The following is a 26,526-nucleotide window of genomic DNA, read 5'->3' as shown; positions in this document are numbered from 1 at the left end:
ATGCCACGCCACATCCGCTCCGCCTGGTTGAAAACGCTTGCCACCCTGGCCGTTCTGCTGCTGGCCGCCGTGCTGGTGGGATTGGCCACCGGGCATGTCTGGATGTGCATCGCGCTGGTGTCCATCGGTTCGCTGGTCTGGCACTACTGGCGGCTGCGCGCCGTGCTGGGCCGGCTGACTGCGCGCCAGCGCTGGGAAACCGCCAGCGGCACCGGCGTGTGGAACGAGCTGGACCGGGTGCTGTACCGCAATCAGGTGGAAATGCGCACGCGCAAGCGCCGCCTGCTCGACATGCTGCGCAGCTACCGCGCCGCAGCCGCCGCGCTGCCCGATGCGGTGGTGGTGGTGGACCGCAACAGTCAACGCGTGCAGTGGTTCAACGAAGCAGCCACCTCCCTGCTCGGGCTGCATCACCCGGGTGACCTGGGCGAGGCGTTGGTGGAACGCCTGCAGCCGATGCCGCTGGCCCATTGGCTGGCGGGCGGCCGCAATGCCGAGCCGATTCTGGACGTGCCCTCGCCGGTCGATCCGGCGATCCGTCTGAACCTGCGCCTGATCCCCTACTCGGCGGATTACTGGCTGCTGATCGCGCGCGACGTGAGCAAGCTGCTGCGACTGGAACAGGTCCGCCGCGACTTCGTTGCCAACGTTTCGCACGAGCTGCGCACGCCGCTGACCGTGGTGCACGGCTACCTGGACATGATGGACCCGGAGGATTTCCCCGGCACGGGGCCGATGCTGGAGGAAATGCGCAAGCAATCCCAACGCATGGCCCAGCTGGTCGAAGACCTGCTGACCTTGTCGCGGCTGGAGTCGCAGGAACACACCGAAGAAGAGACCGTGGCGATGGCCCCGATGCTGGCCACCCTGCGTCGCGAGGCAGAGGCACACAGCCAGGGGCGCCATCAGATCAGCGTGACCGACGCTGCCGGCGTGGACCTGCTGGGCTCGACCAAGGAACTGCACAGCGCGTTCTCCAACCTGGTCACCAATGCGGTGCGTTACACCCCGGCGGACGGCCGCATCGAGGTTCTGCTGGCGCGCGAAGGCCAGGGCGTGGTGCTGTCGGTGCGCGACACCGGCTACGGCATTCCGGCAAACCATCTGCCGCGCCTGACCGAGCGCTTCTACCGCGTGTCCAGCAGCCGTTCGCGCGAAAGCGGCGGCACCGGGCTGGGCCTGTCCATCGTCAAACACATTCTGGGCCTGCACCATGCACGCCTGGACATCCAGAGCGAAGTCGGCAAAGGCAGCACGTTCTCGTGCCACTTTGACGCCGACCACGTGCGCGCGCGCACCGAAGCCGCTCTTCCTACTGCCGAAGACTTCTCCGCATGAGCACCCTTGTTCCCATCGCACTGCCGACGGACACCGACGCACTGCGCGAGCCGTCGCTGTACATCAACCGCGAGCTGTCGCAGCTGGATTTCAACTTCCGCGTGCTGGCCCAGGCCATGGACCCGCAGGTGCCGGTACTGGAGCGGCTGCGCTTCATGTGCATTTCCTGCACCAACCTGGACGAATTCTTCGAGATCCGCGCTGCCGCCGTGCGTCACGCGCAGGAGTTCGGCCTGCCGCCGGCACCGGATGGCATGACCCCGCAGGCGATTCTGGGAGCGATCCATGACCGCGCCGCCGAACTGGTGGACCAGCAATATCGCTGCTGGAATGAAACCCTGCGCCCTGCCCTGCACGACGCCGGTATCGACGTGCTCGGCCGGCACTCGTGGAATCACCGCCAGAAGCGCTGGCTGCGGGCGTACTTCCGCAACGAGATCATGCCGGTGCTGTCGCCACTGGGCCTGGACCCGTCACACCCGTTCCCGAAGATCCTCAACAAATCGCTGAACATCGTGGTGGTACTCAAGGGGACCGACGCGTTCGGCCGTGCCGGTCACCTGGCTATCGTGCGTGCACCGCGCTCGCTGCCGCGCATCATCCAGCTGCCCGATTCGCTGGGCAACGGCGCGCAGACCTACGTGTTTCTGTCCTCGGTGCTGTCCACCTTCGTGGAGGAGCTGTTCCCGGGCATGGAGGTCCAGGGGGCCTACCAGTTCCGCGTGACGCGCAATTCCGAGCTGGTGGTGGACGAGGAAGAGGTCGAGAACCTGGCGCTGGCGCTGCGCGATGAACTGGTGGACCGCGGCTATCGGCCGGCGGTGCGGCTGGAGATCGCCCACGACTGCCCGCGTGAGATCGTGCGCACTCTGCTGCAGAACTTCGGCCTGACCGAGAACGCGGTGTACCGTATCGATGGCCCGGTCAACCTCAACCGCGTGATCCAGCTGTATGACCTGCTGTCCCGCCCCGATCTGAAATATCCGCCGATGAGTCCGCGCACCCTGCGCGACACGGATGGCATTTTTGAGACCGTGGCTCACAAGGACGTGCTGCTGCACCATCCGTTCGATGCGTTCACCGCGGTGCTGGACCTGATCAAGCAGGCCGCCGTGGACCCCAACGTACTGGCGATCAAGCAGACCTTGTACCGCACCGGCAAGGACTCCCAGATTGTCGACGCCCTGATCCAGGCCGCGCGCAACGGCAAGGACGTCACTGTGGTGGTGGAGCTGCGTGCGCGCTTCGACGAAGAGGCCAACCTGGGCCTGGCCGATCGCCTGCAGGAGGCCGGCGTGCAGGTGGTGTATGGCGTGGTGGGCTTCAAGACCCACGCCAAGATGCTGCTGATCGTGCGCCGCGAAGGCCGCAAACTGCGCCGCTATGTGCATCTGGGCACCGGCAACTACCACAGCGGCACGGCACGGGCCTACACCGACCTCAGCCTGATCACCGCCGATCCCGACATCGGCAACGACGTGCACCTGCTGTTCCAGCAGCTGTCCGGGCTGGCCCCGAAGACCCGGCTGAAGCGCCTGCTGCAGTCGCCGTTCACGCTTCACAACGGGCTGCTGCAGAAGATCGAACGCGAGATGCGCCTGGCCTCCAGCGGCCGCCCGGGTCGGATCATCGCCAAGATGAATGCCCTGAACGAGCCACAGGTGGTGCGTGCGCTGTACGCCGCCTCGCAGGCCGGCGTGCAGATCGACCTGATCGTACGCGGCGCCTGCACCCTGCGCCCGGGCGTGCCCGGGGTGTCGGAGAACATCCGGGTGCGTTCGATCGTCGGCCGCTTCCTGGAACACAGCCGGGTGTACTGGTTCGGCAATGACGGCGCATCGGAGCTCTACTGCGCCAGCGCCGACTGGCTGGAGCGCAACCTGCTGCGCCGGGTGGAGACCTGCTTCCCGATTCTGGACGCCGAGCTGGCCCGTCGCGTTTACCGCGAGGTGCTGCAGAACTACCTGGACGACAACCTCAATGCCTGGGAGCTGCATGCCGACGGTGAGTACCGCAAGTGCGTGCCCGGCCACGACGAGCCGCCGCATTCGGCGCAGATGGCGTTGATGCAGGGCCTCTAGGCCCTGCAACAACGCCATCGGTAGATCCCGACCGTTGGTCGGGATTCCTCATGTGCCCACCAACGGTGGGCACCTACCGGGGCAATGCCGCGACCGATAGTCGCAACGCCCCCATGTGAAGACCGCGCGGTGACGAGCGGCACCCCGCTTCGGCTACCATTCCGCCATGCCGCATACCTCCACGACTCCCCCCGCACTGCAGGATGGCGACCTGCTCGCCGCCATCGACCTGGGCTCCAACAGTTTCCACATGGTCATCGCGCGCTACACGCTCGGGCAGTTGCGCGTGGTGGACCGTCTGCGCGAGACCGTGCGCATGGCCGATGGTCTGGATGGCAAAGGCGGGCTGTCCGCCGAAGCCCGCCAGCGCGCGCTGGAGTGCCTGGCCCGGTTCGGGCAGCGCCTGCGTGGCATTCCCGCCACCCGGGTGCGCGCCCTGGCCACCAATACCGTGCGCCAGCTGCGCTCGCCGCAGGCCTTCCTGATGCCGGCCGAAACCGCGTTGGGCTACGCCATTGAAGTGGTCAGCGGTCGCGAAGAGGCACGCCTGATCTACCTGGGCGTGGCCCATGCGCAGCCGCCCAAGCCCGACCAACGCCGGCTGGTAATCGACATTGGCGGTGGCTCCACCGAGTTCATCATCGGCCAGGGCATGCAGACCCTGGAACGCGAAAGCCTGCAGGCCGGCTGTATCGCCAGCACGCGGCGCTTCTTCCCCGGTGGCAAGTTGAGCAAGCGGCGCTGGAAAGATGCCCTGACCGAGATCGGTGCCGAGTTCCAGCAGTTCGCCACCAAGTACCGTGCGCTGGGTTGGCAGGAAGCGCTGGGTTCTTCCGGCACCCACAAGGCGATCAGCGAGATCTGCGCCAGCATGAAGCTGAGCAAGGGCGCGATCACCGCCGAGGCGCTGCCGCAGCTGCGCGACGAACTGTTGAAAGCGAAGAAGATCGAAGACATCAACCTGCCGGGGTTGTCAGCCGAGCGCCGGCCGATCATCGCCGGCGGCATCCTGGTGCTGGAAGCCGCGTTCCAGGCCTTGGGCCTGCAGAAGCTGCTGGTCAGCAAAGCCGCGATGCGCGAAGGCATTCTGTACGACATCCTGGGCCGCGCCAGCGAGAACGACCTGCGCGACGAATCGGTCGACGCGCTGACCCTGCGTTATGGCATCGACACCGCCCAGGCTGCACGGGTGGAAAGCACCGCGCTGGACCTGCTCGCGCAGGTCGAGGACCGCTGGAAGCTGGATGCGGACGACGCGCGCATGCTGGGCTGGGCCGCGCGCCTGCACGAACTGGGGCTGATGATCGCCCACAGTGGCTACCACGTGCACGGCAGCTACGTGCTGGAAAATTCGGACATTGCCGGCTTCTCGCGGCAGGAGCAGCAGCTGCTGGCGGCGATGGTGCGCAGCCACCGCCGCAACGTGTCCAAGACCGCGTTCGATGCCCTGCCCGAGCGCCTGTTGCAGCCGGCCCGGCGCATGACCGCCTTGCTGCGCCTGGCGGTGCTGCTCAACCGCGCACATGAAGACACCCCGTTGCCGGCGCTGGAACTGACCGCCGACGACAACCGCCTGGCGTTGATCCTGCCGCAGGCATTCATCGATGCCCGCCCCCTGCTGCGGGCCGACCTGCTGGGCGAAGCCGACGGCATGGCCGGGCTGGGTGTCCAGTTCCGCCCCTTCGTGACGTAGAGCCACGCCGTGCGCGGCTGCACCTCTGTCTGAACCTCCAAACCCGGCCCCAGCCGGGTTTTTTGTTGCGTCCCGCTGACAAGCAGCCACGCAGGGCGTGGCCCTACCTGTGATCCGGTGCGCAGTTTTTCTTGTGCGGCGCACCAATCCGACACATTCCGACACATCTGGACACACGAAAAAATTCACGCCAACATCACAAAGCGCTGAATCCACAGAATATTTCTCCCGTTTGTTACTTTTTAATGAAAAAAAGTGAACAAACGCTTTACAAGACGTTAAGAAACGGACAAACATCGGAACACCAGCCTCACTTGGCGGCTGGTTTTTCGGGGAGGCGGGGTACTTGGGATCCCCGCCACCTCTTTTGATCCAGATTCAAACGAGAGAGAGAGCCTTCATGAATTCACGCACCAACGTACTGGGACAGGCGATCCGCTATGCCCTGGTTGCAGGGACTGCCGGCCTGATGGCCGCCCCGGCCATGGCACAGGACACGGCCAACACCACCAACCTAGACCGCATCGAGATCACCGGTTCGCGCATCCGCCAGGTCGACGTTGAAACTGCGCAGCCGGTCTTCGCGATCAGCCGCAACGACATCGAAAAGCAGGGCTTCAGCTCGGTCGCCGACATCCTGCAGAACGTCACCGCCATGGGCAGCCCGACCATCAGCCGCGCAAATGCGCTGACCGCCGGTGAGAACGCTGGCGGTACCTACATCGACATGCGCAACCTGGGCACCCAGCGCACCCTGGTGCTGGTCAACGGCAAGCGCCTGGGCATCAGCACCTCGGGCTACCAGGACGTGTCCACCCTGCCGGTGTCGGCAGTGGAACGGATTGAAGTACTGAAGGACGGCGCGTCGGCCATTTACGGCTCGGACGCGATGGCCGGCGTGGTCAACATCATCACCCGCAGCAACGTCACCGGCACCACCGTCAACGCCTACCACGGCCAGTACAGCCAGGGCGACGGCGAACGCTCGCGCTTCGACGTGGTCACCGGCTGGAGCAATGACCGCATCTCGCTGACCTTCTCGGCCGAGCACGCCGAAGAAAAGGGCGTGTGGGCGCGCGACCGCGGGTTCAGCCAGTACGGCATGACCGACCGTCACCCGAACGATGCCACCAACTGGACCACGCTGAGCCAGTACGGCCAGATCACCGGCCTGCGCGGCCCGGGCTGCACCGCGACCGCGGGCTGCGGCTATTCGCTCAACCGTGGCACCGACCCGACACTGCCGGGCAACTACCACCGCACCGACACCACCCCGTTCACCGGTGACGTCAGCAACGCCAATGACCAGATGCACGTGATGTATCCGGTCAAGCGCGACTCGGTGTACTTCGACGGTCGATTCGCCATCACCGAGAACGTCAACTTCCGCACCGAACTGGGCTACAACCAGCGCGAATCGACTCGCCAGATTGCCGGCTATCCGCTGCAGTCGAGCACCGCCGGCGTCGGCTCGATGTCGATCGACAGCTACTTCAACCCGTTCGGTCGCCAGCACGGCTATGCCACGCCGACCGCTGTGGCCTGGAACCGTCGTACCTGGGAAATCCCGCGCGTCACCACGAGCGAGCTGAAGACCTACCGTGCGGTGGCGTCGTTCGACGGCTCGTTCGACATTGGCGAGCGCTACTTCGACTGGGAAGTGGGCTACCAGTACAACCGCAACGAGCTGGAGTCGGTAGCGACCGGCAACCTGCACAAGGCGCGCGTCGCCGCAGGCGTGGGTCCGTCGTTCTACAACGCCGCCACCGGCCAGGTGCAGTGCGGTACCGCTGCCGCGCCGATCTCGGCCGATGTGTGCAAGCCGTGGAACCCGCTGATCCCGTACGGCACCACCGCGGCAAACGGCCTGTACGGCAATGAAGAACTGCAGGCGTGGCTGTTCCCGGAAGAAGTGACCAAGGGCCAGACCACCTCGAAGAACTTCTTCGCCAACATCGCCGGCAGCATCATGACCTTGCCGGCTGGCGACCTGGGCTTCGCCTTCGGCGTGGAAAACCGCAAGGAAGAAGGCAAGTACCTGCCGGACGCGCTGGCGCAGACCGGTGCCACCACCAACCTGGCCGCTGGCCCGACCGGTGGCGACTACACGGTCAATGAAGCCTATCTGGAAGTGAACGTGCCGGTGCTGGCCGACCTGCCGGGTGCGAAGGAACTGTCCTTCAACGGCGCGACCCGTTTCTCGGATTACGACACCTTCGGCAACACGCTCAACAGCAAGTTTGGCTTCAAGTGGAAGCCGATCGAATCGCTGATGGTGCGTGGTACCTGGGCTGAAGGCTTCCGCGCCCCGACCATCAACGACCTGTTCGGTGGCGGCTCGGAAACCTTCGCGCAGTTCAGCGATCCGTGCGACGTGCGCTTCGGTTCGTCCGGTTCCAGCGCCGCCGTCCGCGCACGTTGCGCGCAGGACATTGCCAACGCCGACACCTTCCGTCAGCTGCGCCAGGGTAACCAGCCGGTCAACAACGCCACTGACGCCACGCCGGTGCCGTTCACCTCGGGCTCCAACCCGCTGCTGACCCCGGAAACCTCGACCAGCAAGACCCTGGGCCTGGTCTGGAGCCCGAGCTTCATCCAGGGCTTCAACGCCTCGCTGGACTGGTGGAAGATCCGCATCGACAACACCATCATTGCCGATACGCCGACCCTGATCCTGCGCGACTGCTACGAGCAGGGCATTGCCTCGCGTTGCACCCGCTTTGACCGTGACCCGGTCACCGGCATCGTGACCAACCTGCAGTTCGGCAACCGCAATGCCGGCTTCATGGAAACCGAAGGCTACGACCTGGACGTCAGCTACCGTCTGGAAACGGGCTTTGGCAAGTTCACGGTCAACTCGGCAACGACCTACGTGTCCAGCGCCACCTACCGCACCACGAACGACAGCTCGAGCGTTCCGATCGTGACCAACGGTATTGGCAGCGCCTTCCGCGTGCGTTCGAACCTGGTGCTGGGTTACGACCTGGGCAACTTCGGTGCGAGCTGGACCGCGCGCTACTACTCGGGCGTGAAGGAACAGTGCACCAACCCCACGCAGTACCCGGATGAGTGCTCGGATCCGGGCCAGTACGCGCCGTGGTACACCGGCATGCGCAACTACAACGAGCGTGGTTCGGTAACCTTCCACGACGTGCAGTTCCGCTACAGCCTGCCGTGGGATGCCACGGTGTCGGTCGGTGCCAACAACGTGTTCGAGAAGTACGGTCCGGTGATGTACAGCAAGCCGAACTCGGCCTTCTCGTACTACGGCGGCTACGACATCGGTCGCTTCGTGTACATGAAGTACCAGCAGCGCTTCTGATCCATCGCGCTGTAGCTGCATGACAACCACGGCCCTTCGGGGCCGTGGTTTTTTTCTGCCTGCTTGATTTGCGATTGCGATTGCACGACGTACGGGTCGCCGGGCGTTGCCCGGCTGCTGTTGGTTCTGTGCGAACAGCCTTTGGTTCATCGGTGTCCGTGTTTGGGCGTGCCGGGGTGGGTTAACGGCGTGTCCCGTACCCCCCATCCGATGGCCCTAAACACGTAGATCAGCAGCCGAGGGCGGTTCGCCAAAATCCCACAGCAACCAGGCAGACGGCAATCAAGCGCCCGGTCATCCGTCGGTAACACCTGCGTCATGTCGGCTACATCGCCAGCCGCGAGCATGCGCGGAAACTGGAGGCCCGCCATGCGCTATGCCATCGTCACCGAAACCTATCCGCCGGAGGTCAACGGTGTGGCGTTGACCGTGCAGGGCCTGGAAATGGGCCTGCGCGAGGCCGGTCATCAGGTCGACCTGGTGCGCCCTCGCCAGGGCGATGAAGCCGATAGCGGCGATGCCCTGCTGGTATCCGGAGCCGGTCTGCCGCGCTATCCGGGCCTGCGCTTCGGCCTGCCTGCCCCCAAGCGGCTGGCCCGGCAGTGGCAGCAGCATCGGCCCGATGCCATCTATATCGCCACTGAGGGCCCGCTGGGCTGGTCAGCGCTGCGCACTGCGCGGCGGCTGGGTATTCCGGTCGCCACCGGCTTCCATACCCGCTTCGATGAGTATCTGCCGGACTACGGCGTGGCGTGGCTGCAGGCCGCCGCCATGCGGTGGATGCGCCGCTTCCACAACCAGGCCGATGCGACCCTGGTGCCCACCCAGGAACTGCAGCAGTTTTTGACCGGGCAGGGCTTTGATCGCGTGCGACTGCTTGCCCGCGCGGTGGACAGCACCCAGTTCGATCCGCAGCGGCGCGATCCGACGCTGCGCGAGGAGTGGGGCATCGACGGCAACGGCTTTGCCGCCATCTACGTCGGTCGCATTGCGCCGGAGAAGAACCTGGGCCTGGCGGTGAAAGCCTTCCGCAAGCTGCAGCAGGTCCGCCCCAAAGCACGCTTCGTGTTCGTCGGCGACGGTCCGTCGCGGGAAAAGCTGGCGCATGACAACCCGGATTTCATTTTCCGCGGCGTGCAGCGCGGCGACGCCCTGGCCCGACACTTCGCCAGCGGCGACCTGTTCCTGTTTGCCAGCCGCAGTGAAACCTTCGGCAACGTCACCCTGGAGGCCATGGCCAGCGGTGTCGCCACGGTCGCCTTCGACTACGGTGCAGCGCGCGAGTATCTGCGCACCGATGAGAGCGGCGTGGCCGTGAACGATGACGAACAGTTCCAGGCTGCTGCCGTGCGCCTGGCCGAACAGGACAGCGAACGCCAGCGGTTGGGCCGCAATGCCGCGCTGGCGATGAAGCGGTTGCATCCCCAGCAGGTGGTGGCGGAGTTTGATGCCCTGCTGACCGAACTGGCCCACGCCCGGAGGCCCCATGCCGATCATGCCGCTTGATACACTGCGCGGGCGCGAAACCCGTTGGTGCCGTCGCGCCAATCACTATTGTCGCCGCCGCCACGTGCGCCGCCTGTTCGCCACTGTCAGCCGGCTCGGCGATGGGGTGTTCTGGTACGCGCTGATGGGGGTGCTGGTGGTGGTGGACGGCTTCGATGGCCTGCGCGCGTCGATCCACATGGCCGCCACCGGGGTGATGGCCCTGCTGCTTTACAAAGGGCTGAAGCGCTGGACGCGGCGCCCGCGGCCGTTCGCGGCCGATCTGCGCATTCGAGCCTGGGTGGCCCCGCTGGACGAGTTCAGCTTCCCGTCCGGGCATACCCTGCACGCGGTGTCGTTCACCATTGTCGCGCTGGCTTACTACCCCTGGCTGGCACCGCTGCTGGTGCCGTTCACGCTGGCGGTGGGTCTGTCGCGGGTGGTGTTGGGGCTGCATTACCCTAGCGACGTGCTTGCCGCCACGGCGATCGCCACGGCCCTGGCCGGTGCCAGCCTGCGTTGGCTGCCAATTGGGCTGTAGAGCCACGCCCTGCGTGGCTGCGTGCAACCAAACCGGGTCGAAGCCACGCAGGGCGTGGCTCTACGCGGGCAAGGCCAGCGGTACAATGCACGGATGACCACGCTGTTCATTTCCGACCTGCATCTGGACCCCAGCCGTCCAGCCATTACCGACCTGTTCCTGGCGTTCCTGCGCGATGAAGCCATGCAGGCCGAGGCGCTGTACATCCTGGGCGATCTGTTCGAGGCCTGGATCGGCGATGACACGCCCTCGCCCGCCGCCGATGCCGTCGCCGACGCGCTCAAGGCCGTGGCCGATGCAGGCGTGCCGGTGTACTTCATCCGCGGCAACCGCGATTTCCTCGTCGGCGAGGACTATGCTCGCCGCGCGGGTTTCCGCATCCTGCCCGATCCCACAGTGATTGACCTTTACGGCCGGCCTGTGTTGCTGGGCCACGGCGACCTGCTGTGCACGGACGACGTGGCCTACCAGCAGTTCCGCGCGCAGACCCGCGACCCGGTGTTCCAGGCGCAGTTCCTGGCGCAGCCGCTGGCCGCACGCATTGCCTTCGCGCAGAAGGCACGCGATGCCAGCCAGGCACGCCAGTCGGATATGAAGCAGGGTGACCGTGCCACGTTCGAGACGGTGACCGATGTGGCTCCGGACGAAGTGGTTGCCACCTTCATCCGCCATGGCGTGGAGACGATGATCCACGGCCACACGCACCGTCCTGCCATCCATGCCGTGGAAGCCGGTGGCCGCGCCTGCACGCGTATCGTGCTGGGCGACTGGTACGAGCAGGGCTCGGTGCTGCGGGTCACGCCGCAGGGCTGGACGCTGGATTCGCTGGCGTAAAGCGTACCCACCAACGGTGGGTACCTACCCGCGCATCCAACGGTAGCGCACGCAAGGAAGGGCATAGCCCTTCCTGACATCGATTGTCGATGGCCCGAAGGGTGCCCGCCTCGCGGCGGGCACACCGTTGGTCGTGCGCACCATGTTACGTCACCGGAATGCGGCGATGGCCGCCTTGGTGTTGACCAGTACGCGCTGGTTGTCCGCACTGGCGGCAATGCCCATCGGCACGCCGTTGTAGCTGATGTTCGGGTTTGACCAGAAGTTCAACCGCGGGCAGCCGCTGGTGCAGTCATAGGCCATGATCGTGCGCCAGCGCGAACCCGTGCTCGGCTGGTAACGATAGCCATGACCGTACGCATACGGGCTGGTGCTGGGATCGGTGGCAATGTCATGCCGCGCGCTCTGCAGATGGCCGATTTCATGCGCGAACGAGTAGTACCCTGTGGCGCAGTCCCAATACACCGCTGCAAATGCAGTGGACGCGCTGGAACCAATGCCTGATGCCAGCCCGCAATAACTGCTGTTGTTGATCAGCAGCACGGCCACGTCGGCGGCGGTGCTGTTGCGGGTGGTGTGGATGGCGTCCATGTAACCGTCACTGGTGGAGCGGAAGCGCGCGAGGTCGGTGCTGAAGTTGCCCGACTCGGTGTAGGACACCGCCTGATAGTTGGCCAGTTGCAGGGTGATGCCCACGTTGCTGTTGACGTAGCCCTGGTTGGACTCGGCCACGGCCAGCTGCACCAGCGACTGCATGTTGCCACCGTAAGCACTGACCGCCGCATTGGTCGCCGCCACCAGCACGCGGATGGTCGCTGGCGTGCCGGACGACGCGGCCGCTGCGGTCACTTTCTCGTCCACCGCCATGTCGATCTTCGGCAAGGCGTTGTAATCGGCGGCCGGATGATCGGCCGGCATGCGGGACTCGTCCACCTGGACCAGCATGTGCCGGCCATCGCTGACCGGGCGCAGGCGATACAGCTGACCGTCCTTACGGATCGAACCGGTCACGGTCTGGCCGTCGCTGACCAGGATCACCGAATTGCCCGGGTCATTGGTGCTGGCACGGGTCAGCTTGTCCGAGGCCGAACGCAGCTGGCCGTACCAGATGCTGCCGCCGTCGGGCAGGCTTTCAACGCGCTGCTGAAGCGCCTTCACCTGCGTACCCAGCAGCGCGAACTCCAGTTGCCGCTGCGCCGGTGCCACGGCGGCGGCATCCACGCGGACTTCTTCCACCGCCGCAGTGGACGGGGCCGATAACAGCGCCTGCACCGCCGGCTGGCTGGCCGCGCTGGCGCGGCTGAGCACCGTCACCGGCTCGAACAACGGGGCCGCGGCGGCAGTTCCCACGCCCACCAGGCACAGCGCTAACACACCTGCGGTCTTTCTCATCGAACTGGACATTGTGTCGTTCTCCGTGAGTGAACAGTCATGGTTGTTGGTGCACTGCCGCCCCTGTCAGCAGCCATGTCATATGGCTTCAATCATTCGTGTGAAAACAAGAGGTCTGCCCGGTCAATGTCTGGAACTGTGATCGGCAGCCACGACGGTTCAGCTATGTCGCGTAAGTACCGCTTTCGCGTTAACGTGGCCGTGCATCGACCGGGAACCGACGCCATGGCAGGGCAACCTGATGAGACCGACCTCGTTTCGCTCCAGATCGGCCTGTTCTTCGACGGCACCCGCAACAACGCCGACAACCTGCAGCATGCCTCGCGTCCTGCCGGCAGCACCACGCCCGCCCCGCGTCCGCCGGCCCCGGCGGTGCTTGCCGATGATGCATCGCCGTATCAAAGCCGCCTGACCAGCAGCTACAGCAACGGGCTGACCAACATCGCGCGGTTGCACGCGCTGTATCCGGACCACCGTGCTGCCTCCCCTGCCCTGCCCGGGCTGCTGTCGCTGGCGATCTACATCGAAGGTGCCGGCACGCGCACCGGTGAAGAGGATGACCTGATGGGCCTGGCGTTCGGCATTGGCCGCAGCGGGGTGATCGCCAAGGTCCGGCGTGCCCTCGACGAACGTTTGCCGGAGGCGTTGCGGGCGCTCGCGCAGGCGCGTCCCGGCCGGGTGCTGGGTGAGGTGCGGCTGGACCTGTTCGGGTTCTCGCGCGGGGCGGCTTCGGCCCGCGACGCAGTGAACCGGCTCAACCGCGCCGGGGGCCGCGACTGGCTGCGCGAACAGCTGCGCCGCACCGGCTGGCAGCTGCTGGGCGACAGCGTGGTGCGTTCACGTCCGGTGCGCTTCGTCGGCCTGTTCGACACCGTAGTGGCCATCGATTCCCGCCAAGCCGACCAGCGGCCACAGGTCGCGCTGAAGGCCGGTTGCGCCGATACCGTGGTGCAGCTCACCGCGCGCGACGAGCATCGCCATCATTTCGCCTTGACCACGGTGGCACCGACCTTCGAGGAGATCGCCCTGCCCGGCGCGCACGCCAACATCGGCGGCAGTTACGACCAGCGCATCGAAGGCCCCAAGCTGCTGACCCGGCCGCAGGGCCAGCGCATCCGACAGCATGACGTGCCCGACACCACGGCACCGCCGCTGTCTCTGCTGCGCAGCACCCAGGTATACGTTCGCGCACAGGCCGCGTGCAGGCGCTGGCAGAAAGCCCTGGACCTGGACGATGACGCGGTTTGGGTGGATGTCTGGCATCGCTGGCAGCAGATGCGCGTGGCCGGCAGCAACAGCGTGCTGCCGCAATGGGTGTTGTTCGCGCATGCGGCGGTGGTGTTGAAGCGCGAGATTGACTGGCGCTACCAGCTGGTGGCGTTGCGGCTGATGCATGCGCGCGCGGTGGCAGCCGGCGTGGTGTGGCAGCAGTCGCCGGATGCGATACCGGGGCTGGCGTTACCGGCCGAACTGCAGGACATTGCCGCGCGATTACTGGCGGGCCACGCGCTGGATGCGGCGCAGGAACTGCGATTACGGCAGCGTTACCTGATGCAGTCTGCGCATTGGAATTTCGATGCGCTGGGGGATACGGCGCTGTTGTATGCGGCGGACGAGGGCGTAAGGGAGTTGCCGTATCGGCCCGGGCCGGGGTTGTTCTACATCAACCGGCCAACGGAAGACGGAAAGCGCGTGGTGTTGGCCAACGCCTGAAATCACGAATTTCCTGCCTGCTCTACCAGATCGGCCATCTCTTCTTCATCAAACCCGGCCAGCAAACGCGCTTCCAGGTTGAACGGCCCGTTGAGATACCCGCCCGCGTACTCCTTCAGCAGCGCGATGAAACGTGCACGCGGCTCCACTCCTTCGCGGGCGCAGTACCACCGATACCAGCGCGAGCCAGCCGCCACATGCGCCACTTCCTCGCGCAGGATCACTTCCAGCACATCGGCGGTGGCGTGGTCGTTGGCCGACCGCAGCTTGGTGATCATGCCCGGGGTGACGTCCAGTCCGCGCGCTTCCAGCACCCGCGGCACCAGCGCCATGCGCGACAGGCCGTCGTGCGCGGTTCGTTCGCACATGTCCCACAGGCCGTTGTGCGCGGGAAAATCCCCATAGCGGTGACCGTGCGCTTCAAGACGCCCCTGCAGCAGCATGAAGTGGCGCGATTCGTCATCGGCGACGCTCACCCAATCGGCATGGAATGACGACGGCAGCCCACGGAAGCGATACACCGCGTCCCAGGCCAGGTCGATGGCATTCAACTCGATATGCGCGATGGCGTGAATGAAGGCCGCCCGCCCTTCCGGGCTGCCCAGCCCGCGTCGCGGCAGCTCGCGCGGGTGCACCAGTTGCAGCTGCGGCGGGCGACCGGGCATGCGGATCGGCTCCGGCGGCTGCGCGTCGGCGGCAGCCTTGAGCTGCCCGGCGCGGAACTGCCGGGCATGGTGCTGGGTGAGTGCGACCTTGCGCAGTGGATCGGCTTCGGCCATGCACTGCTGCGCGGCACGCAGCAGGTCCGTGGCCGCAGCATCGAGCGGCAGCGGCACGCTCACCGCCACGCCTCAGGCGCGGCGCTTGTGCTTGGCGTCGTCCGAACGCAGCTGCTGGATGCGTTCGAAATAGCCCGGCTCGATCCCGGTCGGATACACACCGGTGAAGCACGAGGAGTCGAAGTTCTTCAGCTCCTGGTTGCCTTCACTCACCGCTGCTTCCATGTCTTCGATGTCTTGGTAGATCAGCCAGTCGCAGCCCAGGTGCGCTTCGATCTGCTCGACGGTGCGGTTGTGCGCGACCAGCTCTTCGGCGGCGGGCATGTCGATGCCGTAGATGTTCGGGTAACGCACCGGCGGTGCGGCGCTGGCCAGGTACACCTTGCGCGCGCCGGCGTCGCGCGCCATCTGCACGATCTGCTGGCTGGTGGTGCCGCGCACGATCGAATCGTCGACCAGCAGCACCACGCGGTTGCGGAACTCCAGGTGGATCGGGTTGAGCTTGCGGCGCACCGACTTCACCCGCTCGCCCTGCCCCGGCATGATGAAGGTGCGGCCGATGTAGCGGTTCTTGATGAAGCCTTCGCGGTACTTCACCCCGAGCACGTTGGAGATTTCCAGCGCGGCATCGCGCGAGGTATCCGGAATCGGAATGATGGTGTCGATGTCGTGGTCCGGACGCAGGCGCAGGATCTTCTCGCCCAGCTTGATGCCCATGCGCATGCGCGCCTTGTGCACAGAGACGTTGTCGATCATCGAGTCCGGGCGCGCGAAGTAGACGTACTCGAAGATGCACGGGGTGTGTTCGACCGGGTCCGCACACACTTCAGAGAACAGCTCGCCGCGCGCAGTGATCACCAGCGCTTCGCCGGGGCGCACGTCGCGCACGCGCTGGAAGCCCAGCACGTCCAGCGCGGCCGATTCAGAGGCCACGATGTATTCGTCACCTTCTGCGTGGCTGCGCTTGCCCAGCACCAGCGGGCGGATCCCGTGCGGGTCGCGGAAGGCCACCAGGCCCAGGCCCAGCACCACGCTGACCACGGCGTAGCCACCCTTGCAGCGACGGTGCACACCGGCCACGGCGCGGATGGCCGCTTCCGGGCTCAGCTGGCGCTGCGCGTCCAGTTCATAGGCGAACACGTTCAGCAGCACTTCGCTGTCCGAATCGGTGTTGATGTTGCGGCGATCCTGTTCGAACACCTGCTGGCGCAGGGCCTCGGTATTGATCAGGTTGCCGTTGTGGGCCAGCGCGATGCCGTACGGCGAGTTCACGTAGAACGGCTGCGCTTCATCCATGCCTTCCGAGCCGGCCGTCGGGTAGCGCACATGGGCGATGCCGACGCGACCTTCCAGGGTGGACATGGTCTTGGCGTCGAACACGTCGCGGACCAGGCCGTTCTTCTTCTGCACACGCAGGCGGGTGCCGTCGGCGGTGGCGATGCCTGCCGCGTCCTGGCCGCGGTGCTGAAGGACGGTCAAGCCGTCATACAACTGCCCGGCGACGTTCTGGTTGCCGACAATACCGACGATGCCACACATGGTGCGAATCTCCGCTGGGCCGAGCCCATTACTGTGAAGGTGGCCGTGCCTGGCCGGGGGAACCGTTCCGGGCTGGAACGGGCTCGTCCGGGCGCACCAGCGCCGGGTCGAGATTCTGGGGGGAACCTGGCTTTTGCGCCCACACGTCGGCGGGGTCCACCGCCTGCTGCGGGGTTTCATCCAGCGGTCGCGGCCATCCGCGTCCACCCAGCAACTGGCCAAGCACGCCATTATCGCCTGTCTGGGCCGGCTTGCCCAACCCTGCCACCGGCAGTTGGGCCAGATTCACTTCCGGCAGCGCCGCCGGCAGCTGCTGCATGTCCTGCAGGTCAGGCAGCTGGGGCAGTTCGGGCATGCGCGGCATTTTGGCCTGCATCCAGCCCACGCCCGGGTCGAGCATGGCGCGCAGGTTGGAGTCGCGCCAGGACGGTTCCCGGGTCAACGGGGTATACGAGCCCAGCAGCAGCAGGGCGCAGCCGATCAGGGCCCCACGCGCCAGGCCGAGGCCGCCGCCGAGCATGCGGTCGGCGCTGTTCATGCTGGTCGAGCGCACCGCCTGGCGGATCACCAGGCCAATGCCCCACACCGACACCATGACCAGCAGGAACACGGTGAGGTAGCCGGCGAAGTAATGGCCGGTGCCGGGCGCGGCCGGTGCCGACCACCAGCCGGCGGCGGCGCGCCCGAACATCAGCGATGCCCATCCCCCCAGCAACCAGGAGAAGGTGCTGATGACGATGCTGACAAAGCCGCGCATCAGCCCCAGCAGCGTGGAAATGCCGATCACCACCAGCAGGACGAGGTCGATCATGCGGCCCCCTGCTCACGGCGGGAGCCAAGCTGCCGGCAGGGGCGTGCCCCGGCCATCAGGGATGCGGCCGGACCATGCCGGCCACGCCGACCTTGGACGCAACCTGGGCCTTGAGGTTCTCCGCCTCGGCTCGATTGGCGACCGGGCCGACGCGCACGCGGTGCAGCGTGCCCTTGTCGGTGCGTACCTGCTCTACAAACGCGCTGAAACCGGCTGCGCGGACCTTGTCGCGCAGCGCGTTGGCGTCTTCGGCCTTGCCGAAGGCCCCCAGCTGCACGGCAAAACCGACGCTGCTGGCGGCCGGCGCGGCCGGGACGGCTGCAACTGGCTTGGCTGGTTCGGGCGTGGCCGGCTTGGCTTCCGGCTTGGGTTCGGGTTTCGGGGCCGGCTTGGGCGCTTCCGGCTTGGCCGCCGGCTTTGCGGCAGCGACCGGTTCCGGCGGCAGCGCCTCGGTGGTCACGGCGGACGACGCAGCGGCGGCACTGGCGCTGGAGGCCGGTGCCGGGGCAGCCGCAGCCGGGGTGTCAGCGCGCGCGTCGAGGGTCACCACTTCGGCCTTCACGTCGTTGCGGACCTTGACCGCCTCCAGACGTGCGGCTTCGGCCTGGGCGCGGTCGGCGTAGGGTCCGACCCGCACGCGGAAGGCCTGACGACCGTTGATGGTGGCCGGCTCGCTGAAACCGGGCAGATTGGAACGCTTGAGGTAGGCGATGACCGCCTCGGCGTCCTTCTGGCTGGCGTACGCACCGAAGCTGACCGCATAGTTGCCCGCGGCGACGGCCGGCGAGGTGTCCGCCGGCGCGGCGGCGTCGGCCGGCGTAGCGGCGGCTTCATTCAACGGGGCAGTGCTGGACGCAGCACCCTGCAGGCCGGTCGCGCCACCGGCTGGAGCCACCAGCGGCAGCTCGCGGGTCTGGAACTGACCGTCGGCGGGCGCATCGGGCGCGGTAATCGGCACATTGGCCACGCCACTGTCCGGCGCAGGGCCCTTGACCAGCATGGGCAGGAAAATCACGGCCAAGGCCACCAGAACGATGGCACCAATCAGTCGCTGTTTCAGAGGAGTATCCACGGAAGGCAGGCAGGCGGCGCGGCGGAATGCCGGCTTGATTATAAGGGGGTGGGCAGTGGTCGCGTCCAAGCCAGCTGAATGATGGCCACGACGCGTGTCTCAAGCGGAACGGATCATGGCGTGGATTGCAGCCATTGCAATGCCTTCGCGGCGGTGTGGAACGAGCCCAGCACCAGCACGCGATCTCCCGGCTGTGCACTGGACACCACCTGTGCCAGCGCGTCTTCCACGGTGGCATGGGTGTGGGCATCGGCGGCGGCGGTATCGGCCAGCCGCGCCTGCAGCGCCTGTGCGCTCTGCGCGCGGGCCCCGTCCAGCCCGGCCAGATGCCAGGTCTGCACGCGCTCGGCCAATGCGTTGACCACGCCCACGGCATCCTTGTCCTGCAGGGCCGCGAACACCGCCATGGTGCGGCCACTGGTCGGTGCCGCCTTCAGCGCGGCCGCCAGTTCGCGCGCCGCCTGTGGGTTGTGGCCCACATCGACCAGCACTTCGACGCCCTCGCGCTGGAACGTCTGCAGACGACCGGCGATGCGTGCATTGGCCACGCCTTCGACGATGGCCGCGCGCGGCAACGGACGGTCCAGCGCGCGCAGGGCGGCGATCGCCGAGGCGGCATTGCGCAGCTGGATCGGGCCGCGCAAAGCGGGCATCGGCAGCTCGATGCGCATGCCGACATCGCGCCAGCGCCAGCGCTGGCCGTCAATCACATCCGCAAAGAAGTCGCTGCCGCCACGGATCGCGTTGGCCCCCACCAGATACGCACGCGCCAGCACGCTGGAGGGCGGATCGGTTTCGCCCAGGATCACCGGCTTCCAGCCCCGGATGATGCCGGCCTTCTCCGCGCCGATGGCTTCGCGGTCCTCGCCCAGCCACTCACTGTGGTCGATGTCCACGGTGGTGATCACAGCGACATCGGCATCGACGATGTTGACCGCGTCCAGGCGACCGCCCAGGCCGACCTCCAGCACCGCCAGATCCAGTCCGGCCTGCCCGAACAGCTGCAGCGCCGCCAGCGTCCCGTACTCGAAGTAGGTCAGCGTGGTATCGCCACGCGCGTCCTCGATGGTGTTGAAGGCGCTGATCAACGCGGCATCGCTGGCGTTTTCACCGTCGATGCGCACGCGCTCGTTGTAGTGCAGCAGGTGCGGCGAGGTATACGCCCCCACCTTCCAGCCCGCCGCACGGCCGATGGCCTCGATGAAAGCGACGGTGGAGCCCTTGCCATTGGTGCCGCCGACCACGATCACGCGCTTGCCGGGCGCGCCCAGCCCCATGGCCTGGGCAACGCTGCGCACACGGTCCAACCCCATGTCGATGGTGGCCGGATGCTGCTGCTCGATGAAGGCGAGCCAGTCGGTCAGGGTCTGCGGGCGGGAGGTGGTCATGGCAATGAATCGTGTTCGTGGAGTTACAGCGCGCGGTGCTTGGCTTCGCCGAAGAACGGGGTGTGATGGGCGCAATCGTTCAGACGCACCACTTCCAGGCTGTCCAGGTCCGCACCTTCGAGCATGTTGAGCGTGGTTGGAGCCTGGCGGAAGGTCCACAGGCGCGACAGCGGCAGGCCCAGGATGCGGCACAGAATGACGCGATTGACCGCATCATGCGCCACCACCAGCAACGTGTCGTGTTCCCCGAGGCCTTCGGCGGCGCGGGCCAGGCCGCGCCAGCTGCGGTCCAGTACCAGGCGCAGCGATTCGCCGCCGGGCATCAGCACGGTGTCCGGCTCTTCACGCCAGGCGCGCAGGCGCGAAGGATCCTTCTCGTGGATCTCACTGGCCAGCAGGCCTTCCCATTCGCCGTGGGCGATTTCCTGCAGGTCCGGCTCGGTCAGCAGCGATGCGGCGCGTTCGCTGCCCAGGGCCAGCTGCGCGGTGCGCTGTGCGCGCGACAGCGGCGAGGCCACTGCACGGGTGATGTCGACCGAGGCCAGCCGGGCACCGAGTGCCTGGGCCTGGGCCTCACCAATCGGCGACAGCGGGATGTCGATCTGGCCCTGGTAGCGGCCTTCGGCGTTCCACGGGGTTTCACCGTGACGGGCAAGCAGGATGCGCATGCGAACTAGAGATCCTTGAAAGGGAAGACAGTCGCAATCGTTCACAGAACGTGAACGATCGTGGGGGAGCTGCATTCTACCGTGTCGGCAGGCCGCAAGGCCGGGTTGTAACACCGGCAACAAAAAACCCCTCAGCCGTCGCTGAGGGGTTGCCTGGAAACATTCGCGGAAATTCCCGTAGTGCCGGGCCATGCCCGGCAAAACGGGATCGCGCCTCACGGAGTGAGGCTCAACTCTTTCAGCAGCTGCGGAGCCGGAGCCACTTCCTGCATGATCCACTGCATGTAGCGGCTGTCGACCGCGATCATGCGGGTCATGACCGGGTCGAACACCCAGTTGGAGCTGACCGATTCCCAGTTGCCGTCGAAGGCCAGGCCGACCAGCTTGCCGTGCGCGTCCAGCACCGGCGAACCGGAGTTGCCGCCGGTGATGTCCAGGTTGGACAGGAAGTTGACCGGCACCGAGCCGACCCGCTTGTCTTCCAGGCCGCCGTAACGCTTGGCCTTGACCGCATCGAGCAGGGCCTTGGGCGAATCGAACGGGTCAGCCCCGGTTTCCTTGGCGACGATGCCTTCCAGGGTGGTGAACGGGGTGTAGGCCACGCCGTCCTTGGGGGTGTAGCCCATCACGTTGCCGAACGTGATGCGCAGCGACAGATTGGCATCCGGGTAGACGAACTCGCCCTGGCTCTTCTTGTAATCGGCCAGTGCCTGCAGGTACGCCGGACGGGCGATCAGCGATTCGCCTTCACGGGTCTTCTTCTGCTCTTCGATCTTCAGCAGCGCCGGGGTGATGGCGACGGCGTACTGGATGACCGGGTCGGTGCTGGCTTCAAACGCGGCGCGGTCGGCCTTGAACCACTTCAGGCGCTCGTCCAGGCTGCCCAGCCGGGTGCCGGCCAGCTTCTTCACCAGCGCATCGACGGCGGCGGTATCGGTACCTGCCAGCCACTGGTTGAGCACTTCGTTGCTGCGCTGCGCAGGCGGCAGTGCCACGTACTGGTTCAGCCAGTACTGCTGAAGCTGCTGGTCCATGCGCGCCACATAGCGGCGATCCATCTGACGCAGGCCGCCCTCGAGGGTCGGCAGGTCGCGGTCCTGGTAGCCGGCTTCACGTTCGGCATCCGGCTTGGCACGCTCGATCGACAGGCGGTACAGCGCCAGCGCCGCGGCGACGGCAGAGGTGTTGTGGAACTGGCCGACGAACAGGTCGCGCTCACGCGTGGACTTGCTGGTGTCCAGGTGCTTGAGCAGCTGGGCGTGGGCGGCCAGTGCCGGCTTGCCGGCGGCACCCTGCTTTTTCAGCCAGGCCAGCACGGCGGCCTCTTCGGCCTGCTTCTGGCCAGCGGCGTCGATGCGCTTGAAGCCTTCCAGCTGACCGGCGTAGTTCTTGGCCACGTTGTTCATGCTGGCGGCGGTATTGGCGTACTTCACCTTGATGTCGGGATCGGCCTTGCCAGCCGCATCGATCAGCGCCAGCACCGCGTTGTAGTGACGGGCGATCATCGGATAGGTGAAGTTGGCGGTTTCATTGAACTCGCCGACCAGCGCGTAGCGGTTGGTGCGGCCCGGGTAGCCCGCCACCATCACGAAGTCGTCCGCGCCCAGCGGCTGGTCAGCGAACTTCAGGAAGTGCTTGGGCTGGTACGGCACGTTGTCGGCCGAGAACGCGGCCGGCTTGCCGTCCTTGCCGACGTAGGCACGGTAGAACGAGAAGTCGCCGGTGTGGCGCGGCCACATCCAGTTGTCGATATCGCCGCCGAACTTGCCGACGCTGCCCGGGGGCGCATAGACCAGGCGTACGTCCTTGATTTCCATGTTGCGGAACAGGCGGTAGGTGTTGCCGCCGGAGAAACTGTACAGACGGCAGCGGAAGCCGGCTTCGGCTTCACACGCGGCGGTCTGGGCCTTGTCGAAGGCTTCCAGCGCGCGGGTGCGGGCCAGCGGGTCCTTGCCGGCGGCGGCGATGGCGGCCTTGGCCTGGTCGGTCACGTCGGTGATCTGGTCGAGCACGAACACGCGGGCGTTGGGCCCGGCGCTGAGTTCGTCCTTCAGGGTCGGCGCGTTGAAGCCGTCCTTGATCAGGTTCTTCTCGGCCGTGGAGTTGAGCTGGATCGCGCCGTAGGCACAGTGGTGGTTGGTCACCACCAGGCCCTGCGGGGAAACAAAGCTGGCAGTGCAGCCGCCCAGCGCCACCACCGCGCCCATCGGGTCGCCGGTCAGGTTGGACAGCTGCTCGGGCGAGAGCTTGAGCCCGGCCTTCTGCAGCGGGCCGGCGATCTCCGGCAGCTGTTGCGGCACCCACATGCCTTCAGCGGCATGGGCGACCTGGACCAGCCCCAGGCTGGCAATGACGGAGAACGCAAGCAGGTTCGAGCGCATGGAGCGGCCCTTGGTGAATGAACCCCGAAGTCTACCGCGCCCGACGCGCCGGTCCTCCCGGCCGTAAGTCATGGCCGCACCGCAGCATGGATTACCCCCCTCCCCGCCCTATAATTCCGCCTTTCCCCCTGACGAGCTCCACCCCGATGGCGCAGCAAACAATGAAAGCCCTGGTCAAGCGCGAAGCCGCCAAGGGCATCTGGCTGGAAGACGTGCCGGTCCCGACCCCGGGCCCGAACGAGGTCCTGATCAAGCTGGAAAAGACCGCCATCTGCGGTACCGACCTGCACATCTACCTGTGGGACGACTGGAGCCAGCGCACCATCAAGCCGGGCCTGACCATCGGCCACGAGTTCGTTGGCCGCATCGCCGAGCTGGGTTCGGCGGTGACCGGCTATGAAGTGGGCCAGCGCGTGTCGGCAGAAGGCCACATCGTCTGCGGCCACTGCCGCAACTGCCGCGGCGGCCGCCCGCACCTGTGCCCGAACACCGTCGGTATCGGCGTCAACGTCAATGGGGCCTTCGCCGAGTACATGGTGATGCCGGCCAGCAACCTGTGGCCGATCCCGGACCAGATTCCGTCCGAACTGGCGGCCTTCTTCGACCCGTACGGCAACGCCGCGCACTGCGCGCTGGAGTTCGACGTGATCGGCGAAGACGTGCTGATCACCGGTGCCGGCCCGATCGGCATCATCGCCGCCGGCATCTGCAAGCACATCGGTGCGCGCAACGTGGTGGTGACCGACGTCAACGATTTCCGCCTGAAGCTGGCGGCCGACATGGGGGCCACCCGCGTGGTCAACGTCGCCAACACTTCGCTGAAGGACGTGATGAAGGAACTGCACATGGAGGGCTTCGACGTGGGCCTGGAAATGAGCGGCAACCCGCGCGCGTTCAACGACATGCTCGACTGCATGTACCACGGCGGCAAGATCGCCATGCTCGGCATCATGCCAAAGGGCGCTGGCTGCGACTGGGACAAGATCATCTTCAAGGGTCTGACCGTGCAGGGCATCTACGGCCGCAAGATGTACGAGACCTGGTACAAGATGACCCAGCTGGTGCTGAGCGGCTTCCCGCTGGGCAAGGTGATGACCCATCAGCTGCCGATTGATGAATTCCAGAAGGGCTTTGACCTGATGGAAGAAGGCAAGGCCGGCAAGGTCGTGCTTAGCTGGAATTGAGGGTGCGCGGTCACGACCAACGGTCGTGACCTACCGCGGCCCGGATACCGGTAGGTACCGACCGTTGGTCGGTACGAAAAAGGCACCCGACGGGTGCCTTTTTCTTTGGTCATGAGGTTGCCGGCCAGCGGCCGGCACTACTGCCCGACGCTAACGGTAAACACCACGCGGTCGTCGGCATTCTTGCCGAAGTTGTAGTCGCCGCTGCTGTCGGTGCCGTAGTAGCCCAGGCCGAGGGTGAACAGGCCCCAGGTGCGGCTGACGCCGATGTTCCAGTCGGTGTAATCCTTGGCCACGTCCTTCTCGAACGTGCTGCGGCCGATGTTGGCGGTCAGCACGAAGTCCTGCGGCAGGGTCCATTCCGTGCCGGCCGCGTAGTACCAGCCGTCGGTGTCGGTGTTCCAGACATCGTTGCTGTAGGCCACGGTGACATTGAAGTGCTCGGCGAACGTGGTCTTGGTGATCAGCTCGTTGTAAGCCAGCTCGCTCGAACCCGGGTACGAATAGCGGTTGAGCATGACGTCGAAATTGACGCTGTCGGTGACATCCACGCCATAACCGATGAAGTAATCAACTTCGGCATCCGGTCCACCGTCGCCAAAGTCCACACCCGAACCCCACACACCGGCGTACAGGCCCACCGGCGAGGTGTAGGTGAAGCCAGCCTGCACGGTCGGGTCCTCGTCGGTCTGCGAGGCACCTCGGAACACGTAATCGGACACGCCGGTGACATTCCAGCTGAAGGGAGACTCGGCCTCGTCCTGGGCACTGGCGACAAACGGGGCGAACAAGGCGGCGCAGAGCACTACGGCGGCGGTACAGCGCGTGGCGTGGTTCATGCGGGGTCTCTCCGGGACGTGGGTGGGGTGTGACGTGGTTTACAGTTTTTTAACCTGATTGATATTGCGATGCAACAATCACATGCGCAACTGTTTTCCGCCCGGCCCTGCCCCACCGCCCAGGCCAGGCCCCGGAGCTGGCCCGGACAGGTAAAATCGTGTTTTTCCGCTTCTGTGACTGCCTGCCATGACCGACACCGCCAATGCCCCGCTGACCCGGCACTATGTTGAGGAACTGGAGGCGATCCGCGCCCAGGGCCTGTTCAAGTCCGAGCGCATCATCACCAGCCCGCAGTCGGCCGAGATCACCCTGGACGACGGGCGCACGGTGCTGAACTTCTGCGCCAACAACTACCTGGGCCTGGCCGACCACCCGGACCTGATCCAGGCGGCCAAGGACGCGCTGGACAGCCACGGCTTCGGCATGGCGTCGGTGCGCTTCATCTGTGGCACCCAGGACCTGCACAAGCAGCTGGAACAGCAGATCGCCGGCTTCTTCGGCAAGCAGGACACCATCCTGTACGCGGCCTGCTTCGACGCCAACGGCGGCCTGTTCGAGCCGCTGCTGGGTGAGAACGACGCCATCATTTCCGATGCACTCAACCATGCCTCGATCATCGACGGCGTGCGCCTGTGCAAGGCCAAGCGCTTCCGCTATGCCAACTGCGACATGGCGGACCTCGAAGCGCAGCTGCAGGCGGCCGATGCAGCGGGCTGCAAGACCAAGCTGATCACCACCGACGGCGTGTTCTCGATGGACGGCTTCATTGCGCCGCTGGATGAGATCACCGCGCTGGCGAAGAAGTACAACGCGCTGGTGCACATCGACGAATGCCACGCCACCGGCTTCCTGGGTGCCACCGGCCGCGGCTCGGCCGAAGTGAAGGGCGTGCTGGAGAAGATCGACATCATCACCGGCACCCTGGGCAAGGCCATGGGCGGCGCACTGGGTGGCTTCACCACCGCCAGCGCCGAAGTGATCGAGCTGCTGCGTCAGCGCTCGCGCCCGTACCTGTTCTCCAACTCGCTGCCGCCGCACGTGGTGGCCGCCGGCATCAAGGCGTTCGACATGCTGGCCGCCGCGGATGACCTGCGCACCACGCTGCAGGAAAACACCGCTTATTTCCGCGAGAAGATGACCGCCGCCGGCTTCGACGTGAAGCCGGGCGTGCACCCGATCAGCCCGGTGATGCTGTACGACGCACCGCTGGCGCAGAAATTCGCCGAGCGCCTGCTCGAAGAAGGCATCTATGCGATCGGCTTCTTCTTCCCGGTGGTGCCCAAGGGCCAGGCGCGTATCCGCACCCAGATCAGCGCGGCGCACACCCGTGCACACCTGGACCGCGCGATTGATGCGTTCACCCGGATCGGCGTGGAGCTGGGTGTTATCAAGGGCTGATCCCCCCTGACGTAGAGCGGGGCTTGCCCCGCTGCGCGGTTTTCGTGGGTTGCCGGCCAGCGGCCGG

Annotated in this window: 19 protein-coding genes; 10 read left to right on the top strand and 9 right to left on the bottom strand. The window is 66.1% G+C overall.

Features of this window, described 5'->3' with window-relative positions; all coding sequences use genetic code 11:
- From phoR to lpxH, 7 genes are all read left to right on the top strand, one after another.
- Complete coding sequence (gene phoR / locus PDM29_RS11810; protein WP_311190334.1) at positions 1-1,338, top strand: phosphate regulon sensor histidine kinase PhoR; 1,338 nt, start codon at positions 1-3, stop codon at positions 1,336-1,338.
- Positions 1,335-3,419, top strand: coding sequence for a polyphosphate kinase 1 (gene ppk1 / locus PDM29_RS11805; protein WP_311190333.1), 2,085 nt, complete (start codon positions 1,335-1,337; stop codon positions 3,417-3,419). The genes phoR and ppk1 overlap by 4 nt, the downstream gene beginning before the upstream one ends.
- A 166-nt stretch (positions 3,420-3,585) precedes the next feature.
- Positions 3,586-5,112: an exopolyphosphatase gene (gene ppx, locus PDM29_RS11800; RefSeq protein WP_311190332.1), complete on the top strand. Its 1,527-nt coding sequence runs from the start codon at positions 3,586-3,588 to the stop codon at positions 5,110-5,112.
- Between the two features lie 400 nt (positions 5,113-5,512).
- A complete protein-coding gene (locus PDM29_RS11795; protein WP_311190331.1) occupies positions 5,513-8,434 on the top strand; it encodes a TonB-dependent receptor domain-containing protein in 2,922 nt (973 codons plus the stop codon).
- Positions 8,435-8,803: 369 nt separating this feature from the next.
- Positions 8,804-9,940: a glycosyltransferase family 4 protein gene (locus PDM29_RS11790; RefSeq protein WP_311190330.1), complete on the top strand. Its 1,137-nt coding sequence runs from the start codon at positions 8,804-8,806 to the stop codon at positions 9,938-9,940.
- Positions 9,921-10,460, top strand: a complete 540-nt coding sequence (locus PDM29_RS11785; protein ID WP_311190329.1) for a phosphatase PAP2 family protein — start codon at positions 9,921-9,923, stop codon at positions 10,458-10,460. Before PDM29_RS11790 ends, PDM29_RS11785 begins: the two co-directional genes overlap by 20 nt.
- Positions 10,461-10,553: 93 nt before the next feature.
- On the top strand, positions 10,554-11,294 hold the full coding sequence (gene lpxH, locus PDM29_RS11780) for a UDP-2,3-diacylglucosamine diphosphatase (RefSeq protein ID WP_311190328.1): 741 nt from the start codon (positions 10,554-10,556) through the stop codon (positions 11,292-11,294).
- A 150-nt stretch (positions 11,295-11,444) separates the two neighbouring features.
- Here the strand turns inward: lpxH and PDM29_RS11775 are convergent, their stop codons facing one another.
- Entirely contained in the window at positions 11,445-12,698 is a 1,254-nt protein-coding gene (locus PDM29_RS11775; RefSeq protein ID WP_311190327.1) for a zinc-dependent metalloprotease, read from the bottom strand.
- A gap of 213 nt (positions 12,699-12,911) precedes the next feature.
- Here PDM29_RS11775 and PDM29_RS11770 point away from each other — a divergent pair, with 213 nt between their 5' ends.
- Complete coding sequence (locus tag PDM29_RS11770; RefSeq protein WP_311190326.1) at positions 12,912-14,399, top strand: DUF2235 domain-containing protein; 1,488 nt, start codon at positions 12,912-12,914, stop codon at positions 14,397-14,399.
- A gap of 2 nt (positions 14,400-14,401) precedes the next feature.
- Here the strand turns inward: PDM29_RS11770 and PDM29_RS11765 are convergent, their stop codons facing one another.
- The 7 genes from PDM29_RS11765 to PDM29_RS11735 form a co-directional block, all read right to left on the bottom strand.
- Positions 14,402-15,178, bottom strand: a complete 777-nt coding sequence (locus tag PDM29_RS11765) for a ferritin-like domain-containing protein (protein WP_311193771.1) — start codon at positions 15,176-15,178, stop codon at positions 14,402-14,404.
- A gap of 72 nt (positions 15,179-15,250) precedes the next feature.
- The gene (purF, locus tag PDM29_RS11760; RefSeq protein WP_311190325.1) at positions 15,251-16,717 is read right to left on the bottom strand and encodes an amidophosphoribosyltransferase; all 1,467 of its coding nucleotides are present in this window, start codon (positions 16,715-16,717) and stop codon (positions 15,251-15,253) included.
- 28 nt (positions 16,718-16,745) lie between these two features.
- Entirely contained in the window at positions 16,746-17,528 is a 783-nt protein-coding gene (locus PDM29_RS11755) for a CvpA family protein (RefSeq protein WP_311190324.1), read from the bottom strand.
- A 55-nt stretch (positions 17,529-17,583) separates the two neighbouring features.
- Positions 17,584-18,600: an SPOR domain-containing protein gene (locus PDM29_RS11750; protein ID WP_311190323.1), complete on the bottom strand. Its 1,017-nt coding sequence runs from the start codon at positions 18,598-18,600 to the stop codon at positions 17,584-17,586.
- A gap of 113 nt (positions 18,601-18,713) precedes the next feature.
- Positions 18,714-19,988 carry a bifunctional tetrahydrofolate synthase/dihydrofolate synthase gene (gene folC, locus PDM29_RS11745; RefSeq protein WP_311190322.1) on the bottom strand — a complete coding sequence of 425 codons (1,275 nt, stop codon included), beginning with the start codon at positions 19,986-19,988 and terminating at the stop codon, positions 18,714-18,716.
- A gap of 23 nt (positions 19,989-20,011) precedes the next feature.
- Positions 20,012-20,656 carry a histidine phosphatase family protein gene (locus PDM29_RS11740; RefSeq protein ID WP_311190321.1) on the bottom strand — a complete coding sequence of 215 codons (645 nt, stop codon included), beginning with the start codon at positions 20,654-20,656 and terminating at the stop codon, positions 20,012-20,014.
- A 215-nt stretch (positions 20,657-20,871) separates the two neighbouring features.
- Positions 20,872-23,037, bottom strand: a complete 2,166-nt coding sequence (locus PDM29_RS11735; RefSeq protein ID WP_311190320.1) for a S46 family peptidase — start codon at positions 23,035-23,037, stop codon at positions 20,872-20,874.
- Positions 23,038-23,198: 161 nt separating this feature from the next.
- On the opposite strand from PDM29_RS11735, the gene tdh reads away from it, so the two are divergent.
- On the top strand, positions 23,199-24,221 hold the full coding sequence (tdh, locus tag PDM29_RS11730) for an L-threonine 3-dehydrogenase (protein ID WP_125362289.1): 1,023 nt from the start codon (positions 23,199-23,201) through the stop codon (positions 24,219-24,221).
- A gap of 137 nt (positions 24,222-24,358) precedes the next feature.
- On the opposite strand, the gene PDM29_RS11725 is transcribed toward tdh, so the two are convergent.
- A complete protein-coding gene (locus PDM29_RS11725) occupies positions 24,359-25,060 on the bottom strand; it encodes a TorF family putative porin (RefSeq protein ID WP_311190319.1) in 702 nt (233 codons plus the stop codon).
- A gap of 187 nt (positions 25,061-25,247) precedes the next feature.
- Here PDM29_RS11725 and kbl point away from each other — a divergent pair, with 187 nt between their 5' ends.
- Complete coding sequence (gene kbl, locus PDM29_RS11720) at positions 25,248-26,459, top strand: glycine C-acetyltransferase (RefSeq protein ID WP_311190318.1); 1,212 nt, start codon at positions 25,248-25,250, stop codon at positions 26,457-26,459.
- Positions 26,460-26,526 lie beyond the last annotated feature (67 nt).

This window comes from Stenotrophomonas oahuensis (genome assembly GCF_031834595.1).
Taxonomy (GTDB): domain Bacteria; phylum Pseudomonadota; class Gammaproteobacteria; order Xanthomonadales; family Xanthomonadaceae; genus Stenotrophomonas; species Stenotrophomonas oahuensis.
The sequence above is the reverse complement of the archived record's forward strand: the minus strand, read 5'-3'. Positions and strand labels throughout refer to the sequence as shown.

What these genes read in the sequence shown, in the direction of transcription:
- phoR (WP_311190334.1), top strand. Translation starts at nt 1, where the DNA reads ATGCCACGCCACATCCGCTCCGCCTGGTTGAAAACGCTTGCCACCCTG.
- ppk1 (WP_311190333.1), top strand. Translation starts at nt 1,335, where the DNA reads ATGAGCACCCTTGTTCCCATCGCACTGCCGACGGACACCGACGCACTG.
- ppx (WP_311190332.1), top strand. Translation starts at nt 3,586, where the DNA reads ATGCCGCATACCTCCACGACTCCCCCCGCACTGCAGGATGGCGACCTG.
- PDM29_RS11795 (WP_311190331.1), top strand. Translation starts at nt 5,513, where the DNA reads ATGAATTCACGCACCAACGTACTGGGACAGGCGATCCGCTATGCCCTG.
- PDM29_RS11790 (WP_311190330.1), top strand. Translation starts at nt 8,804, where the DNA reads ATGCGCTATGCCATCGTCACCGAAACCTATCCGCCGGAGGTCAACGGT.
- PDM29_RS11785 (WP_311190329.1), top strand. Translation starts at nt 9,921, where the DNA reads ATGCCGATCATGCCGCTTGATACACTGCGCGGGCGCGAAACCCGTTGG.
- lpxH (WP_311190328.1), top strand. Translation starts at nt 10,554, where the DNA reads ATGACCACGCTGTTCATTTCCGACCTGCATCTGGACCCCAGCCGTCCA.
- PDM29_RS11775 (WP_311190327.1), bottom strand. Translation starts at nt 12,698, where the DNA reads ATGTCCAGTTCGATGAGAAAGACCGCAGGTGTGTTAGCGCTGTGCCTG.
- PDM29_RS11770 (WP_311190326.1), top strand. Translation starts at nt 12,912, where the DNA reads ATGGCAGGGCAACCTGATGAGACCGACCTCGTTTCGCTCCAGATCGGC.
- PDM29_RS11765 (WP_311193771.1), bottom strand. Translation starts at nt 15,178, where the DNA reads ATGGCCGAAGCCGATCCACTGCGCAAGGTCGCACTCACCCAGCACCAT.
- purF (WP_311190325.1), bottom strand. Translation starts at nt 16,717, where the DNA reads ATGTGTGGCATCGTCGGTATTGTCGGCAACCAGAACGTCGCCGGGCAG.
- PDM29_RS11755 (WP_311190324.1), bottom strand. Translation starts at nt 17,528, where the DNA reads ATGATCGACCTCGTCCTGCTGGTGGTGATCGGCATTTCCACGCTGCTG.
- folC (WP_311190322.1), bottom strand. Translation starts at nt 19,988, where the DNA reads ATGACCACCTCCCGCCCGCAGACCCTGACCGACTGGCTCGCCTTCATC.
- PDM29_RS11740 (WP_311190321.1), bottom strand. Translation starts at nt 20,656, where the DNA reads ATGCGCATCCTGCTTGCCCGTCACGGTGAAACCCCGTGGAACGCCGAA.
- PDM29_RS11735 (WP_311190320.1), bottom strand. Translation starts at nt 23,037, where the DNA reads ATGCGCTCGAACCTGCTTGCGTTCTCCGTCATTGCCAGCCTGGGGCTG.
- tdh (WP_125362289.1), top strand. Translation starts at nt 23,199, where the DNA reads ATGAAAGCCCTGGTCAAGCGCGAAGCCGCCAAGGGCATCTGGCTGGAA.
- PDM29_RS11725 (WP_311190319.1), bottom strand. Translation starts at nt 25,060, where the DNA reads ATGAACCACGCCACGCGCTGTACCGCCGCCGTAGTGCTCTGCGCCGCC.
- kbl (WP_311190318.1), top strand. Translation starts at nt 25,248, where the DNA reads ATGACCGACACCGCCAATGCCCCGCTGACCCGGCACTATGTTGAGGAA.